14 protein-coding genes and 2 pseudogenes are annotated in these 16512 nt (G+C 41.0%); 6 read left to right on the top strand and 10 right to left on the bottom strand.

Features of this window, described 5'->3' with window-relative positions:
• Positions 1-189 precede the first annotated feature (189 nt).
• From LG402_RS20945 to LG402_RS20935, 3 genes and pseudogenes are all read right to left on the bottom strand, one after another.
• Positions 190-567 carry a DUF6262 family protein gene (locus LG402_RS20945; RefSeq protein ID WP_002333497.1) on the bottom strand — a complete coding sequence of 126 codons (378 nt, stop codon included), beginning with the start codon at positions 565-567 and terminating at the stop codon, positions 190-192.
• On the bottom strand, positions 568-2466 hold the full coding sequence (locus tag LG402_RS20940) for a tyrosine-type recombinase/integrase (RefSeq protein ID WP_031911636.1): 1899 nt from the start codon (positions 2464-2466) through the stop codon (positions 568-570).
• Positions 2463-3548 (bottom strand): annotated as a pseudogene (locus LG402_RS20935) (tyrosine-type recombinase/integrase). Before LG402_RS20935 ends, LG402_RS20940 begins: the two are co-directional and overlap by 4 nt.
• A gap of 135 nt (positions 3549-3683) precedes the next feature.
• Here LG402_RS20935 and LG402_RS20930 point away from each other — a divergent pair.
• Positions 3684-5444 (top strand): annotated as a pseudogene (locus LG402_RS20930) (Tn3 family transposase); the annotation flags it as partial.
• Here LG402_RS20930 and LG402_RS20925 read toward each other — a convergent pair.
• The 5 genes from LG402_RS20925 to LG402_RS20905 all read right to left on the bottom strand — a co-directional run bounded on the left by LG402_RS20925 (position 5413) and on the right by LG402_RS20905 (position 9046).
• Positions 5413-5931 (bottom strand): type I-E CRISPR-associated protein Cas6/Cse3/CasE, encoded by a 519-nt coding sequence (locus LG402_RS20925; protein WP_166268350.1) that lies wholly within the window; start codon positions 5929-5931, stop codon positions 5413-5415. The pseudogene LG402_RS20930 and the gene LG402_RS20925 overlap by 32 nt on opposite strands.
• Positions 5932-6066: 135 nt before the next feature.
• Complete coding sequence (locus LG402_RS20920; RefSeq protein ID WP_191901247.1) at positions 6067-6759, bottom strand: DUF6710 family protein; 693 nt, start codon at positions 6757-6759, stop codon at positions 6067-6069.
• Between the two features lie 55 nt (positions 6760-6814).
• Positions 6815-7696 carry a DNA replication terminus site-binding protein gene (locus LG402_RS20915; RefSeq protein ID WP_042849106.1) on the bottom strand — a complete coding sequence of 294 codons (882 nt, stop codon included), beginning with the start codon at positions 7694-7696 and terminating at the stop codon, positions 6815-6817.
• Between the two features lie 204 nt (positions 7697-7900).
• The gene (locus tag LG402_RS20910; RefSeq protein ID WP_191901246.1) at positions 7901-8677 is read right to left on the bottom strand and encodes a hypothetical protein; all 777 of its coding nucleotides are present in this window, start codon (positions 8675-8677) and stop codon (positions 7901-7903) included.
• Between the two features lie 162 nt (positions 8678-8839).
• Positions 8840-9046: a hypothetical protein gene (locus LG402_RS20905; RefSeq protein WP_196738640.1), complete on the bottom strand. Its 207-nt coding sequence runs from the start codon at positions 9044-9046 to the stop codon at positions 8840-8842.
• 185 nt (positions 9047-9231) lie between these two features.
• Here LG402_RS20905 and LG402_RS20900 point away from each other — a divergent pair, with 185 nt between their 5' ends.
• Positions 9232-9579: a hypothetical protein gene (locus LG402_RS20900; protein WP_094963218.1), complete on the top strand. Its 348-nt coding sequence runs from the start codon at positions 9232-9234 to the stop codon at positions 9577-9579.
• Between the two features lie 44 nt (positions 9580-9623).
• Here LG402_RS20900 and LG402_RS20895 read toward each other — a convergent pair whose 3' ends face one another.
• Positions 9624-11711: a Tn3 family transposase gene (locus LG402_RS20895; RefSeq protein WP_206086979.1), complete on the bottom strand. Its 2088-nt coding sequence runs from the start codon at positions 11709-11711 to the stop codon at positions 9624-9626.
• On the opposite strand from LG402_RS20895, the gene LG402_RS20890 reads away from it, so the two are divergent.
• The 3 genes from LG402_RS20890 to LG402_RS20880 are packed head-to-tail and all read left to right on the top strand — an operon-like array spanning position 11702 to position 13679.
• Positions 11702-12406, top strand: a complete 705-nt coding sequence (locus LG402_RS20890; RefSeq protein WP_001067855.1) for an IS6-like element IS26 family transposase — start codon at positions 11702-11704, stop codon at positions 12404-12406. The two genes, LG402_RS20895 and LG402_RS20890, sit on opposite strands and share 10 nt — an antisense overlap.
• A gap of 5 nt (positions 12407-12411) precedes the next feature.
• On the top strand, positions 12412-13191 hold the full coding sequence (locus tag LG402_RS20885; protein ID WP_223307992.1) for a hypothetical protein: 780 nt from the start codon (positions 12412-12414) through the stop codon (positions 13189-13191).
• A gap of 50 nt (positions 13192-13241) precedes the next feature.
• Positions 13242-13679: a hypothetical protein gene (locus LG402_RS20880; protein WP_000030933.1), complete on the top strand. Its 438-nt coding sequence runs from the start codon at positions 13242-13244 to the stop codon at positions 13677-13679.
• 84 nt (positions 13680-13763) lie between these two features.
• On the opposite strand, the gene LG402_RS20875 is transcribed toward LG402_RS20880, so the two are convergent.
• Positions 13764-14468, bottom strand: a complete 705-nt coding sequence (locus LG402_RS20875) for an IS6-like element IS1006 family transposase (protein WP_001067784.1) — start codon at positions 14466-14468, stop codon at positions 13764-13766.
• Positions 14469-14582: 114 nt separating this feature from the next.
• Between LG402_RS20875 and LG402_RS20870 the strand changes: the two genes are divergently transcribed.
• The gene (locus LG402_RS20870) at positions 14583-16382 is read left to right on the top strand and encodes a Tn3 family transposase (protein ID WP_050858775.1); all 1800 of its coding nucleotides are present in this window, start codon (positions 14583-14585) and stop codon (positions 16380-16382) included.
• Positions 16383-16512 lie beyond the last annotated feature (130 nt).

Genomic DNA, 16512 nt, shown 5'->3' with positions numbered 1-16512 from the left:
TCTTACATTTATTTAGTATATGGAAAAATGGGCAGACTAATCCTAAGTTTTTAAACTGAAATATACTATTTCATTTGTTAAAAATTAGATTAGTTCTTCATTGTCCACCCATCTCTCCTTTCGATTAATAGTATATTAATTTTAACACTTCAAAGTTCAAAGCACAAGTTGGTGAAACTCATAGATTAACTATTCTCTAATGTACAAATCTCCGTATAATTTTTGGATCTGGTTCCTTAATCTTATATTTTCCTCTTCTAATTCCTTTACTCTTGTTTTTAAGGTTTTAATAAGGACTTCTTCAGAACGGGAGCTTTTCTTGGGTTTTGATATTACATTTTCTGTTTTTTGCTGTTTTCGGAGAGATTCAATCCTTTGCCTAATATCATGTTCCTTATAAAGCCATGATTTAGAAACATTAGCTTCCTTTGCAACTGTGTTAAAATTAATAGTCTTACCTTCAAGCGATAGTTTAGAGATAACCTTGTCTACATTTTCTCTAGTCCGCCTGGACTTTTGCTTTGCCAAACGCACAATTTCCTCTGTATTTCGTACCTGTTTAACCATCTAACTAATCCCCTTCAGGCTGCCAATTATTTGCTCTAGTCGCTCTTTAACACGGTTATTAGTCTCTATTTGCCTTTGCCATTGCTTTTCCTTAGCGACTGCCAATAACTCCTCAGTACGATTTAACTGTTCCTCATGCTGCGATAAAAACTGCTTACTTGTACAAAAATGAGTACAATCTAAACAAGCATTGGCGTGTGGACAAGAACCTGCTATTACTGGTAATCGGCAATAACCATTTGGAAGAACTTGTGCATTAATATTTTTCTTGAACCATTGAAGATCAACATCATCGACTTCATTGTCATTATCTAACTCAATTATATCTCCATTATTAGTTACCAGTTTTTCTTTGAATTTTGTAAATTCAGCTTTAAGGGTTTCATCAAAAATATGAGCATATCTGCTTGTCATTTCAGGACTTTCATGACCCAAAAACTTTTGTACAATATGCTGCGGTACTCCGTTATTAATCATTCTTGTTCCTACTGTATGGCGAAAGGCATGGGCATGGAATCTATAAATCTCGCCTGATTTATCGACTATTTTTTGCTCATAAGCTAATTTGTTTAACTCGTCTCTAAATGTTTCTTGTTTTAATGGCGATCCATCTTTTCTTGGAAAGAGGTATTCACTATCTGGAAACTCCCATGAAACTTTATCTTCCCGAACTTTAATCAATAAAGCTACCTCTTTTGATATTGGAACTATATGCTCCTTTTTCATTTTCCATTGATAATACTTTAAAAAGTAATCTCCATCTTTGTCCTCTAATAGACAACCTTTTTTCAAGGTGCACAATTCGCTTATCCTCATCCCACATTCTTGGACTATCATAGTCATCGTAGCTATATATTCGGGTAATTTATCAAGATGACTGTTCAATTGCTCCAGAACGTATTCATCTATAAAACGAGGTTTTGCTCTCGGTATTTTGGGATAGTCTTCTGGATAGATTAACACCTTGGAAGGAATATCATTCCATTCTAGCCTTAGAAGGGTACTAAATAGTCCTTCCAATATAGAGATCCTCCCAGTTATTGTGCTAGGCTTTATCCCCATCATATTTAATTCGCTTAAATATGCTTCAATTTCCATTCTCGTTAATTGGTTTATTCTCTGAACGTGTTTAAAATTCATGTCCAAGAAATTAAAGAACTCTTTAAGTTTTTGGGCGATATCACATACATAGGAAAAGCTATCCGTATTTAATCTCAATTTACAATATCTTTTTACGAGTTGTTTAAAATACGTATTGCGAACCCCTTTAAAGTTAATTACATATTCATATTGTGTCGGATTAACCTTATCATCTGGCAAAGGTAACTTACGTCTATCCCAAATGTCTTTATCCCACTCCTCCCCATCAAAATAAAAGTCCTCATAAAACTCCATAAATTGTTTTAAATTAGTAACATAGTAAGAATTAGCTTCTACAGCTATTTTTTCTTGATTAGCAGTAATCTTATAATTAGTAGTGGTAATTCTAACACCCTGTTCTGTCAAATATGTCCTATATTCCGTCATTGCTTTTTTAATAGGAACTTCAGTAATTGAAGTAATGTTAGGATACTTTAAATCTAAAAAATCTAACATTCTATTAATTACAGTTCCTTTTCTAATCCATACAGTTTTTGCATTCCATATTCCATTATTTAAATGGTAAAAATAAAAATATTTCAATTCTGTTCTTAACCACAGATTTTTAACACGTTCAAAACGAACCCACCGATTTCTTAAAGTAGGGTTCTTACTTAATTCTATGGCAGAAGGATGCGGACATTTCCTTATATCCCAACTATTATTAGCCCAAAATCCCTGCAATTCTTCATTCATTGCAGCTATTTTCTTACTGATCTCACTCTGACTGATAATTTTCCTTTTACTAGAATCATTCATTTCTTATGTTCCTTTCTCTCAAGATATTTATTAAACTCATTTTTCATATCTTGATCTGAAAGATGAACATAGGTATTTAACGTTGTTTGAACATGTGCATGGCCCAACCTCTTTTGAACGTGTGCAACATCCCATCCATCCCTAATTAGCTGCGTTGCATGAGTGTGGCGTAGCATATGCGGCGTAAACTCTATTCTAGTTCTTTTAACTATTCTTCTAACTAGATCAAGAACACTTTGGTACTTTAGTGGTTTTCCAAAATAGCCTTCTTTTAAAGAAATAAAAACATAATCATGCTCCAAGTCCTCACCATACTCATATACCAAATAATCTGTATAAAGTGCCATAAGTTCTTTACTCACATGTATTGTTCTTTCCTTCCTTAATTTAATATAGGCCTCATTAACATTAACGTCTCTGGGTGTTAAATGGATTTGATTGTCCCAAGTGGCAATATCCTCAAGCCTTAGCGATAACACTTCACCGATTCTTAAACCACCCTCATACATAAGCATTAAAATTAATTTATCCCTCTTCGTATGACAAGCATCAATAATTTGCTTAACTTCCTCTGATGTTAGTGTTCTTATCTGCTTCTTTTTAACCCTTAACTTTAAGATATTCTTTTGATATTTACCCTTATTAATATGATGTAAAAACCCCTTAAAATTTCTCCCCTTTGCTTGTTTAAATACATCAATTGACTTAAATTCTCCTAATCTACTTAAATATTCCAGATAACTCATAACAGCATTTAAAATTGTATTCACTGTCGTTTCTTCTCTTATGGCTTCTTTTGACTAGAGATCAATTACATTTGCTGCTGTTGGGTATCTCAACCAACCTACAAAATCTGCTAATTTCTCAAAGTTAATATCATTAAGGGTAATCCCCCTCTGTTCCATAAACTCATATAGCAACTTTAAATGATAGCAGTATGCTTTAATGGTATTTGGTGACTTACCAGTATTATCTAGATATTTTATAAACCTCATTACTGGTTCTATTACCTGATATTCTTCATCTAGCAATAAATACAATGGATATGGCTTATTCTCCACTTTTATCCTTTGAACCTTCACATCCTCCCACCTCTCTTTAACCACTTTAACTACTATAAATTATAGACCTTGTTAATTTTTATTTAAAGTAAAAACCTCCCTAATATCCCCCTCCTAAACTACTTTAACTACTATTATTCATTATACTATGGATAAGCGCCCGCCGCCAAGGGTGTGCTCGATGCCATCGACATGCTGCGCGGCATGAACAGCGACAGCGCGCGCAAGGTGCCCGCCGATGCGCCAACCGCATTCATCAAGCCGCGCTGGGCAAAGCTGGTTCTGACCGACGACGGCATCGACCGGCGTTACTACGAGTTATGCGCCCTGTCGGAGCTGAAGAACGCGCTGCGCTCCGGTGATGTCTGGGTGCAGGGTTCTCGCCAGTTCAAGGACTTCGACGAATACCTGGTGCCGGTCGAGAAGTTCGCCACTTTGAAGCTGGCCAGCGAATTGCCGCTGGCAGTGGCCACCGACTGCGACCAATACCTGCATGACCGGTTGGAATTGTTGGAGGCGCAACTCGCCACAGTCAACCGCATGGCTGCGGCCAACGACTTACCGGATGCCATCATCACCACCGCGTCAGGCCTGAAGATCACGCCGCTGGACGCGGCAGTACCAGACGCCGCGCAAGCCATGATCGACCAGACAGCTATGCTGCTGCCGCACCTCAAAATCACCGAGTTGCTGATGGAGGTCGATGAATGGACGGGCTTCACCCGCCACTTCACACACCTGAAGACCAGCGACACGGCCAAGGACAAAACCTTGCTGTTGACGACGATCCTGGCCGACGCGATCAACCTGGGTCTGACCAAAATGGCCGAGTCCTGCCCTGGCACCACCTACGCCAAGCTGTCTTGGCTGCAAGCCTGGCACATCCGCGATGAAACCTATTCGACGGCGCTGGCCGAGCTGGTGAATGCGCAGTTTCGGCAACCCTTCGCCGGCAACTGGGGTGACGGCACCACGTCATCGTCGGACGGCCAGAACTTCAGAACCGGCAGCAAAGCAGAAAGCACTGGTCATATCAACCCGAAGTATGGAAGCAGTCCAGGACGGACTTTCTACACCCATATCTCCGACCAGTACGCGCCCTTCAGTGCCAAGGTGGTCAACGTGGGCATTCGTGATTCAACTTACGTGCTTGATGGCCTGCTGTACCACGAGTCGGACTTGCGCATCGAGGAACACTACACCGACACGGCAGGCTTCACCGATCACGTGTTTGGCTTGATGCATTTGCTGGGATTTCGCTTCGCGCCGCGTATCCGTGACTTGGGCGAAACCAAGCTATTCATCCCCAAGGGCGATGCCGCCTATGACGCGCTCAAGCCGATGATTAGCAGCGACAGGCTGAACATCAAGCAAATACGCGCCCATTGGGATGAAATTCTGCGGCTGGCCACCTCCATCAAGCAAGGCACGGTAACGGCTTCGCTGATGCTGCGCAAACTCGGCAGCTACCCGCGCCAGAACGGCTTGGCCGTGGCGTTGCGCGAGCTGGGGCGCATCGAGCGCACGCTGTTCATTTTGGATTGGCTGCAAAGCGTGGAGCTGCGCCGCCGCGTCCATGCGGGGCTGAATAAGGGCGAGGCGCGCAACGCGCTGGCCAGGGCGGTCTTCTTCTACCGATTGGGTGAAATCCGCGACCGCAGTTTTGAGCAGCAGCGCTACCGGGCCAGCGGCCTCAATCTGGTGACGGCGGCCATCGTGTTGTGGAACACGGTATATCTGGAGCGTGCCACCAGTGCTTTGCGTGGCAACGGCACGGCGCTGGACGACACATTGTTGCAATATCTGTCGCCGCTGGGGTGGGAGCACATCAACCTGACCGGCGATTACCTATGGCGCAGCAGCGCCAAGGTCGGTGCGGGGAAGTTTAGGCCATTGCGACCGCTGCCACCGGCTTAGCGTGCTTTATTTTCCGTTTTCTGAGACGACCCCAGGCAGGGATATGGATCCTGTGCCCTTTTTGCGTAGGTTGGTCAGCCTTTTTTACGATTAAATTATCCATTTTGTTTACCCCGACATGGTGGGGAGTCAAGCCAGCACGATCTAAGCGGTATTTTACAAAATCCGGCAATTCCTCGGATGGGGGGCAAGTTTCACGCTTGCGGCCGTTTAAAACTTCACGCCGAACCGCTGCAATAGTCCCTGTGATTGTGACTTCCTGCCCTTCTGAAAAATACACGCTTTTTTTAACCTCACCCGGCACGCCAACGGCTTGTGCTGTGCGCAACAAGATGTAGGTATCATTGCCGGTGCCCGGTTGAATGGAAAACGAGTATGGGAGTTTTGCCTTGCACTGTTCCTGAATGAAATAATCCAGATGCTGATGTATCCGGTATAAGTCGTAGGACGAAATCCTTAAGCGAAGCGTACTTTCGAAATAATTCATGCTTTTTCTCACCAAAGGCCTTAGGCTGTATTACCTAAGGTTTGCTTATGGTAATGGGTAGGCGTCAGGTGACGAAATTGGGACTGAAAAAGAAAGAGGCAGATTCAGAAGGTTACGAAGTAAGTATTGCCATATTCATTCTGTTGCTGATGTGAGCATCCTACCAAGCTCAAACAATGCAGCACGGCGATGACATGTTACTTTGTCAAAGACCGTGCCATTCCGGTACCAAAATTTTCCATCGGTCTTTACTTGAGAGAATAATGGTGACATGTCGTAGACAGTATCTGGAATTATCATGCCTTCATTGGCGAGGACACCAGCAGTAATTGAATGGTTTCCACCGAATACAAAAGCTATATTCCAGGGAAGCCAAATCATTACTCGGTAGTTCATTTCATCCTGCTCCCAAGGGTTTCCCGCATGGAACCCTATGGAAGATAATGCGGATACATAACGATTGTAGTTCCAAGGACAAGGTAATATTAATGATGTAGATAGATCAGCAACATAGCTCGTTTCGTGGGTTAAACATGACTGTAGAGCATCATAATCAAGTACATCAAAAATATCTGAGAAAAAGAATTTATATGGGTTAACAAAGTCATCAGAGCGTGCATCCGTACCTTCTTCAGCTACCGCTATCAGTAAGTCACTTTGAATGTTTCTTCCGATGGCATTGATTAGCAACGGTATTGACCTCCCTCCGATTGACTGCCCCACAGCAATAATTCTGTTGAATTTCTCATAATTCATTTCTTGGATTTTACGCTGTTCATCCAAAATATGGTTCTTGATAATATGATTTTTCAGCTTACTTAAAAACATGATGATTATCTCGAATTATTGATTATTTGATTTCTGCTGTTCCAAGCAAAATACCTCACACAAGCAGCACTTCGATGGTTTCGCCATGATAAGTACCTATGACCTCAGTTGCCAGGCGGTCACTGTTACGCTGGATATCGCGCGGTGCATAGTTTTGAAGTGGCTTAATATCCAGACGCTGATCTTGAATGACAATATAGGGCATCAAAGCGGTTACGGTTTTCAATGCGGCAGTCGCTGCACCATCTTCATTACGAAATACGATGTTTGCCACAGGCTGTATTTTGGCTGGCCGACGCAGGCGCAACTTTTCCTGAGGGGTATTTGCAATTTTCTGGGCAAGATTACCGACAGGTAAGCTCACGGCACTATTGTCAATGACATCCGTTTGCATAGATGCCAGCAATTTAGTTTTGTCTGGGATCCGCAGTAGCGATTTGCGTTGCCATGAGAAGCGGACAGATTGAAGGTCGGCATTATGCCAGGCACGGATTTGGCGGTACAGATGTAGAGTCATAACACCAGGACACGCATTATGTAGTGCAGAAAAGCGCGCATTCTGATTACCGAACTCACTGATGATGTGGTCCTGTATAGACTGCTTACTAAAGTTAATGGCCGTGATCAGCGCCATGACTTCAGCTGAGAATTCTGGGTTGTCATCCGCGTACCAAAGTACACCGGCAGTTCGACGCGTCGATTTCTGAGAAAGCCCATCCTTAATATGCAGATCGGTGTAAGCTTTTTGGGCCTGCTCGATGGCTTGAGCGCCATACATTAGAATCGGTTCAATACGGGCAACCGGCAGGTTTTCTTCACCATCGGCCACTGGCGGTATAACGCAAACGCGTGCATATAGCGGAGACTTCTCCGCCAGCACTCGATTGAGCAACGCCAAGTCATCTTCCAGGCGATGGAAGGTTTGTGCGATGTTCATAATAATAAATCCCCGAGAAAGGGTAACGTGCTAACCCCCCACCGTGGTGGGGGCTGTATATATATCCATACTTTATACAATTATCAGGCGGGAATGCAAGAATTCGTTATTTCACATGAAGCCGGGGTTTGAGATTAACCGAGGAACGTAGTGTGTTCGGAAACTAGAACTTTGGCGTGATCAACTATCCATGTATGTGCTTCTTTAACTGTGCCAGGGGCATTCTGGGCTGCGTAAGAGCTGGCAAAATTCGGAATGGACTTTCAATCTGGCCGCTAATGTCATTAAACTTGCTACCTGTTCCACTGTGAGGGGTCTGTTGAGAACTATAGCCTGTGCTTTTGCTTGAAGCTTGCTCCGCAGAAACCTAAAAACCAATGCCAGAAGTAGCGTGAACATAATGAATGGAATGCCTTCCGCCAGTGTGTTTTGCGGATTAAGCAGGATAAGGCCGAGCACTCCACTCAGGAGGAAGAAACCAATACTCATCCACTTTAAGACAGGCGTTCCATGTCGATATACAATGAGTTTAATAATCTGGGTATCTGGTAAATCCTTCCCCATCGGTAATGAATATGCTGTTTGTATCGCTTTAGCTAACCCGTCATCTAATTGGCCGAGCGTCAGAGGTTTGTCTTTGTCTTTAACCCAGGCGTCGAACTCTGGTTTCACATCACTCTCTTCTATCAGATCGATATAGAACTGTGTTAGCGGCCATTCTATCTGTTGGTCATAATAGGCTTGTGGTCCACCCGCGTCATCCAGAGCGCGAATTTTAATTGCATACTTAGAGATACCAAACAGCACTACCGCAACAAACAAGATTGCGGAAGCCAGAATCAGTCTGTCTATATCCATGCCGGTAAAGAGCGAGTAAATAAACAGGGCGACACTTACCACTTGCAGCACCGCTGTACCAATAACAAAAAACCAAGCACTCTTGCCCAGAAAGGAAATGCATGCGTCAATATTTAACTTCATCAGATAATTAGCCCGCTTAATAATAGATATTAATAATACCTAAACCACGATCAGCTGCATCAGGAAATGACAGCAAACCGATCTGCTTTTTCCTATGCATGAGAAATTTACCCTGTTGAAATACGCCATGCCATAACCGATATCAGTTCCAACATTACAAATCTAGACCAACATACAATATGATTTAATTAACCCACCGCTGCCACACTGAAGACCTTCTTTACCTACTTTATCGCTGAATTTACCGAATCCCCCGCCTCTTATTTTTTCTCTTTTTTTCTCTCTTTTATCTCTTCTTTTCTCGCGTCTGTCATTCAGGAAGAACTTGCCGATTCCAAATAATGACACCGAACCCAAGCGGGCTTTCATATTATCGCGGAACAATGAGGATAGAGCTCGGGCTGGGTTTTGCCCCAAGCGGAGCGCCGGGGCATGGGGTTATACCCTTTATTGTATGTTGGTCTAGATATTAGGTTATTAAACCTTCTTAATATGACTTTAATTAAAACTGCATTATCATTACTTAAAAATGACAACCTCATCAGGAATAGCAAATGGAACTATTAAAATCAGAAATACCATTCACAATTCATGATAGTGAAATTAGTCAGGGGCCATTTCCAGCAAATGGTTTCCTACCATTATTTGAAACTGATTTTGGCAACGGCGATTACTATGGTTTGTACTGGCCTATCGGTCTTGAAAATGAACGCCTTATAGTTTGCGAACTATTTCACGATGAATGGCGTCTCGCCCCCGTTTTTTCAAATGCGTTAATATTGGCGGAGTGCCTGGAAATGGATAATGACTGTCAGGATGATGATTCAGTGATTGACGATCCCCTGCTTGGGGTTGTGTGCCCATTTCATCGAAAAGTCCAAAGTTTGCTTGTAGCCCTTTGATATCAAGGACTACAGCCGATATATAGTTTAATAATATTAATAGACTATGCCGCTAAGCTTAACGACTCTTCTGAAATAAGAGGATCTAAATTCTCCAGTAATCTTTCCAGTACAATATTATCTTTTTTAAGGCCAAAGGTGTAATTACCGGCCAGCTGTATATGCTGCCATGCGACAGGTGATAACTCAGCTATCATATTCACCGCTTCTTGATTATTTTCACGCGCAAATTTTTCAATCAAACTGGATAATAATGCAGAATTATAATAAATAATGCAGTTAGCAATGATACGAGCACAATCATTCCATTGTTCTATCTGGTAATCATCGCCACCTCTGAATTGATTACCATTAATTGACGCAATTGCACGCCGTAATTGATGGTAAGCCTCACCCCGATTAAGTGCTTGTTGGACAAACTGCCTGAGCATTTTGTCATCAACATAATCGAGAACGTATAAACACTTAATTATTCGGTCATATTCACGAAGAGCCGCTAAGGTGCGATTGTTTTTCTTACTGTTAGAAAGCTTAGTAATCACCGTGCTTTGTGTCGTCGTTTTACGGCTTAATGAACAAATTATCCATTGAATATTTTCCCACTCTTCTTGAATGAGTGATAAGTTGAGCGATTTTTTAAGTTTCAGGGAAAGGATTTCATCATACTCGATCTCAAACAATTCATTAAAAACGTGTTTAAATTTTGCATATCGCGGGGCAAACTGATACCCAAAGAGATCAAGGATAGCAAAGTTTACATTGTTAACGCCATGCGTGTCTGTTGCTAATGTTTTGGGCTGAATATGGCTGGTATTATTATAGAGTAAATCGAATGCGTGGTGAGCCTCATATTCATTGGCTGAAATCACTTTCGTATTTATTGGTACATGATTTGAAACTAATGTGAGTGCTGATACGCCTTTCCTTTTTCGGAAATATTTAGCAGAAAAACGGGCTTTAAATGTATTGATTCGGCAACCATGTTTTTGGCCATCAATACTACCAAATGGGGCACTTTCGTTAATCGTATAATATTTGAAAATGGGGAGTTTTGCTAAAGCATCAGCTATCATATCATTAGCTTCACTCGTTGTTTCAGGCCTAATATAACCATCATTGACGGCTCTAAGCACACCGATGGCTCTAGCTGATATTGATGACATATGATGAACACCATAGTTTGAGCCATTTCCAAATATGCAAGCGAGTAAATCGCCCTCTTTGGCCTTAGTGTTTTTCTTTTTTGATGCGATATTTTTAAATGCATCTAAGTAACCCGTTTTTTGATGAACATAGTCCATAATTTCAATGATCCCCATATGTTGGAGCTGGTTATATATGGGATTATCAATGTCATCTTTCCAGCGTTTATTCGCCAGTTTCCATGTTAACTGATTTGAACGCGGTTGAAGTGTCACGAAATCATTGGCTCCATCATGGATATTGCGACCAATTCGCTCCATTTGGTCTCTCAGTTTTTGCGTTAATTCCGAAAGCGTTTGTTGTATCGGTGTATTGAGCCGAGTTAATCCTGTTTTTTGAATGATGACATGGCTTTTTTTCCACTCGGTGGCTGAAATCAGATCATCGTCTAAACGCTTGTTGCTGGCGCTTTCATTGATGTAAATATTGTTACTCTCAATCATCCGAGCCACTTTTTGGTATAAATAGTATTCAAATCGTTGAGTATTAACCTGTTCATCTATCAGGATAAAAGGTTTATCGTTTTTTAACAGTAACCGCTGATCGACGGTAGAAATGTGCTTATCTTTTTGAAGTTCTGATTTTGCTGTTAATAATTGGGAAGATAGTAGTTGTAATCCTGGTTCGCACTCGATATCAATCGCGAGAAAGAGTGACCTCATTGTATTCGCAATTTTTCTGTATTGTGTATCAATGTATAGCCACTCATAATGGGTTTTATCAAAACTATTCTTATTAAGATGTTGACTTATTAACTGAATTTCATCTTTAGACATCATTGCAAATGCATTTTGGCGAATATCACCAAATTGCGTATTGTCACTGACGTTTTCATCAACAAAGAGGTGTAAAATATGGCACTGTTGCAAATAGTCGGTGGTGATAAACTTATCATCCCCTTTTGCTGATGGAGCTGCACATGAACCCATTCAAAGGCCGGCATTTTCAGCGTGACATCATTCTGTGGGCCGTACGCTGGTACTGCAAATACGGCATCAGTTACCGTGAGCTGCAGGAGATGCTGGCTGAACGCGGAGTGAATGTCGATCACTCCACGATTTACCGCTGGGTTCAGCGTTATGCGCCTGAAATGGAAAAACGGCTGCGCTGGTACTGGCGTAACCCTTCCGATCTTTGCCCGTGGCACATGGATGAAACCTACGTGAAGGTCAATGGCCGCTGGGCGTATCTGTACCGGGCCGTCGACAGCCGGGGCCGCACTGTCGATTTTTATCTCTCCTCCCGTCGTAACAGCAAAGCTGCATACCGGTTTCTGGGTAAAATCCTCAACAACGTGAAGAAGTGGCAGATCCCGCGATTCATCAACACGGATAAAGCGCCCGCCTATGGTCGCGCGCTTGCTCTGCTCAAACGCGAAGGCCGGTGCCCGTCTGACGTTGAACACCGACAGATTAAGTACCGGAACAACGTGATTGAATGCGATCATGGCAAACTGAAACGGATAATCGGCGCCACGCTGGGATTTAAATCCATGAAGACGGCTTACGCCACCATCAAAGGTATTGAGGTGATGCGTGCACTACGCAAAGGCCAGGCCTCAGCATTTTATTATGGTGATCCCCTGGGCGAAATGCGCCTGGTAAGCAGAGTTTTTGAAATGTAAGGCCTTTGAATAAGACAAAAGGCTGCCTCATCGCTAACTTTGCAACAGTGCCGAAAATCTCATATGATCAGAATTACAATCCTGTTGAAAAAGAAGTTACACCTTTTGAAAACTTCAAAAAAGTTCTAGGACGATCAGAAAAGAAAGAATTTTCTACAGACTTCACTTTAGTAGACAAGCAAGAAAAATTGATCAAAGCATATCTGCAAGATCACCGCCACCATATTGAAGATAAGCGGGAGATATACGGAATTAACTCGAAGATACATGCTTTAACTTCAGAGAATCGTACATTCACGAAGGAAGAAATTGTTACCGAGGTTCGTGCGAATCTTAAATCTAAATCTATTTTAGGTGATGAGATCGGTAGCATTAGAGGTATGAAAATTGCAAAAGGTGAGCTTCTCAAACTTGAGGAAGGGTTACAGATCAAGACTGGATTCTTTAAGAAAGAAACCTTTGAGAAGGGAACAGAATTAAAGGTTCTTGATGCCTACAAGATGAAAGATAAACCAATGATTAAAGCTCGAATCAATGATATGGAATATGAGATTCCATTTGAAAAACTTTCTGTTAAGTATTCAGATCGGTACTTCACAGAGTTTAAAGATCAGAGCGCACACCGTTTTACTGCCCGCAATAAAACTGAAGTTTATAGCGAGTACCGTGAGCAGTTATTGAAGCAAAAGATTACTGCACCGGAAGAAAATTTGAATGCTCCTAATCACAAGATGAAGCTGCAAAGCAATCTTAATACTACCCCTAGAAATACACCTAGAATCTAACTTCACCTGGCATAAGCAAGTGAAAATAACAAACCATAAAAGACTTTTTAATGAGTAAAGATGATCATGATAAATTTGTATTATTCCTGATAGTTGTAGGCTTTATCGTGTTAGTTGTTTGCGGTCTTGCGTGGCAGGGAGCAGGCATCTTTAACTTGCCTTTCACAGTGATGCTATGGACTATCATTAGATTAATTATCGTGGTATCGCTTGTATTTATTACTGGAAAATTCGGTCTATCAAGAGAGTTTACTTTCCCCGCAGCAGCAGTAGGTTTAGCTTTTAGTTTATTCCCTGTCCTTGATCATATTGCGTTAGGTTATTCTGCTAAAAATTTCTATGAAACCACTAATTTTATGGGGCAAACGGTTCGGGAATTTGGTGCCAGTAAAATTACGGTCTGGTGGGGTTCGATTTATGCCAAAATAGCCTATGCTAGCCTTGCAGGTTTAATTGGATATGGTGTTAAGGTCGCCACTGATGATTAAAAAAGAAAAACCAACTTGAAGTTGGTTTTTTTGGCACTGTTGCAAATAGAGATTTGAGTCGATGATGTTCCCTTTAAAAAGTACTTAGAGACCGAAAACCCTGTTGATTAGACACACTTCACCCTGAGGCTGACCATAATAAAATGACGATGCTTGTCCTTTACGTAGTGCACGCATGACTTCAATACCTTTAATTGTGGCATAAGCCGTCTTCATAGATTTGAATCCTAATGTGGCCCTGATGATCCGCTTTAGCTTGCCATGATCACATTCAATCACGTTATTTTTATACTTAATCTGCCTGTGCTCAAGGTCTGGTGGACATTTACCTTCCCGTTTTAACCGTGATAAAGCACGTCCATATGTGGGTGCTTTATCCGTGTTGATCACTTGTGGAATTTGCCACTTCTTCACATTATTTAAAATTTTTCCAAGAAAACAATATGCTGATTTGGTATTACGTCTAGAAGAAAGATAAAAATCAATGGTATCGCCACGTTGATCGACTGCACGATACAGATAAGACCATCGTCCATTCACTTTTACATAGGTTTCATCAATATGCCACGAGCTCAGATCTGTAGGATTACGCCAATACCAGCGTAAACGTTTTTCTATTTCAGGAGCATAACGTTGAACCCAACGGTAAATAGTCGTGTGATCAACATTCACACCCCGTTCGGCCAGCATTTCCTGCAGTTCACGATAGCTAATGCCATATTTACAATACCAGCGCACAGCCCAAAGAATGATTTCGCCCTGAAAATGCCGACCATGGAAAGGATTCATATGCTGCACCTTTAGCTAAAACAGTCTTCAGCTTACCATTCGTGGTTATTTGCAACAGTGCCATATATTGATAGTCATCACCTTAAGGTCGCAAATTCAATCAGAAAGCTTTTTATGGCTATTGATATTGTCTATGACAAAGAAACGTCGGTTATTGGACAGCAGATGACTACAAGTAGGAATGATCTTAAGGGTAAGGGTAAGCTCGATACTAAAGATCTAAGAGTAATATACCCATCTGAGAAAAACTACATTGTGAAGGAAGGCATTGTTAATTCGCAACGCTTCGAGTTCCATATGTACAATCGGGTATCCAATAATCTAGAAAATGGCCTTTTTTACTCGTCAGAAAGTGAGCAAAATAAACGACTAGAAGATGATTTAATAGAGCTTAGGGAATGGAATGAGAATAAATCAAGTTTGATAGAAAAAACAGGGCTTGAACGACTGATTAGCCCAATAGAGCAGACTTTAGCTAATTTAGATATAGATTTTAATACAAAGCTGAGTCATGTTAGCCTCAACATAAATTCAGATGCGAATGACTTTGTCAAAAAGCAGCCACAGTCAAATCGGTTACAATGGAGTTTAGCCAGTAAAAAGTGGAAGACCAGCATTGATAATCCGATTTACCGGCAAATAAAAAACACTGGAATAATTGATATCATGAAGTTTGTGAACAATGAAACGGGTTTTTTGTCTGTTTTTAATGCTGTCTCATCCAGAAAAAACACTCTAGAAGCCGATAATAATGATCTTCTTGCTTGTATCTTTGGTAACGGTGCAAACTATGGAGTTCACCGAATAGCGTCTGCGTCAGACCGAAGTATTGGCATACTACGTGACGTCAATGATATGTTTATTCGACCAGATACGACTGAAAAAGCCAATACAGTCATCTCGGATGCTATTGCTGACCTTTCTATTTTTAACTATTGGACGATAAACGAAAAATCACCATTTGGAAGTGTAGATGGGCAAAAGCATACTTGCCGAATCAATACATTCAAAGCACGTTTTTCAGCTAAATACTTTAGAAAGGGAAAAGGGGTTTCCGCAATGACTCTTGTATCTAATCATGTTCCATTAGCAACGACGATCATTTCACCTAACGAGTATGAAGGTCATTTTGCATTTGACCTGTTGTACAATAATGCCAGTGAAATACAACCAAAATCACTCGCAACAGATAATCATGGTATCAATAACGTCAATTTTGCAATATTGGATATATTTGGGTATCAATTTTCCCCACGTTATGCAAAATTCAAAAAAATATTTGATGGTTTGTTTGAAGTGGAACTGGAAGATGAGCAATTAATGATTAGGCTTAAAAAACAGTTTAACTTTAATCTCATTATGCAAGAATGGGAATGCATACAGCACATTATTTGTTCTTTAAGTCGAAAAACAACAGTGCAAAGTACAGTAATAAAAAAATTATCTAATTCAAAACGTAATAATAAGACATTAGCTGCACTTAGAGAATATGATCGAATCATCAAATGCATTTACATTCTCGATTATGTTGATAATAAAACGCTAAGACAATTTGTTCAGCAGGCCCTGAACAGAGGGGAAGCTTATCATCAGTTGAGAAGAGCCATTGCATCTGTTAATGGAAATCAATTCCGAGGTGGGGATGATTATCAAATAGATCAATGGAATGACTGTGCAAGATTAATAGCAAATTGCGTTATTTACTATAATTCAGCACTATTATCAGGCTTAGTTGATAAATTCGAAAAAGAAAATAATCAAAAAGCCATTGATATTCTGACTAATCTGTCACCAGTAGCATGGGGGCACATCCTGCTAGGCGGTAATTATTCGTTTGAAGATAAGGCAGCTATCACAAATTTAAATAACCTTTTAGACGATGTCGACTTACTAAGTGATGATGACGAGATTTGATACTAAAACGTTATCAATCGCGTAAGTGAAGATAAAAAAAAGTATTCGTTTTATTCTGTCTAAATGAATGCTTTTTTATTTTAAATTCAATTAGATAATTATGATTGGTGGGAAGTTTGGGTGAAATGGG

This window comes from Proteus sp. NMG38-2 (assembly GCF_020640995.1).
In the GTDB taxonomy this organism is placed as follows: Bacteria; Pseudomonadota; Gammaproteobacteria; order Enterobacterales; family Enterobacteriaceae; genus Proteus.
Note: the sequence above shows the minus strand (reverse complement) of the source record. Positions and strands in the feature narration are given on the sequence as shown.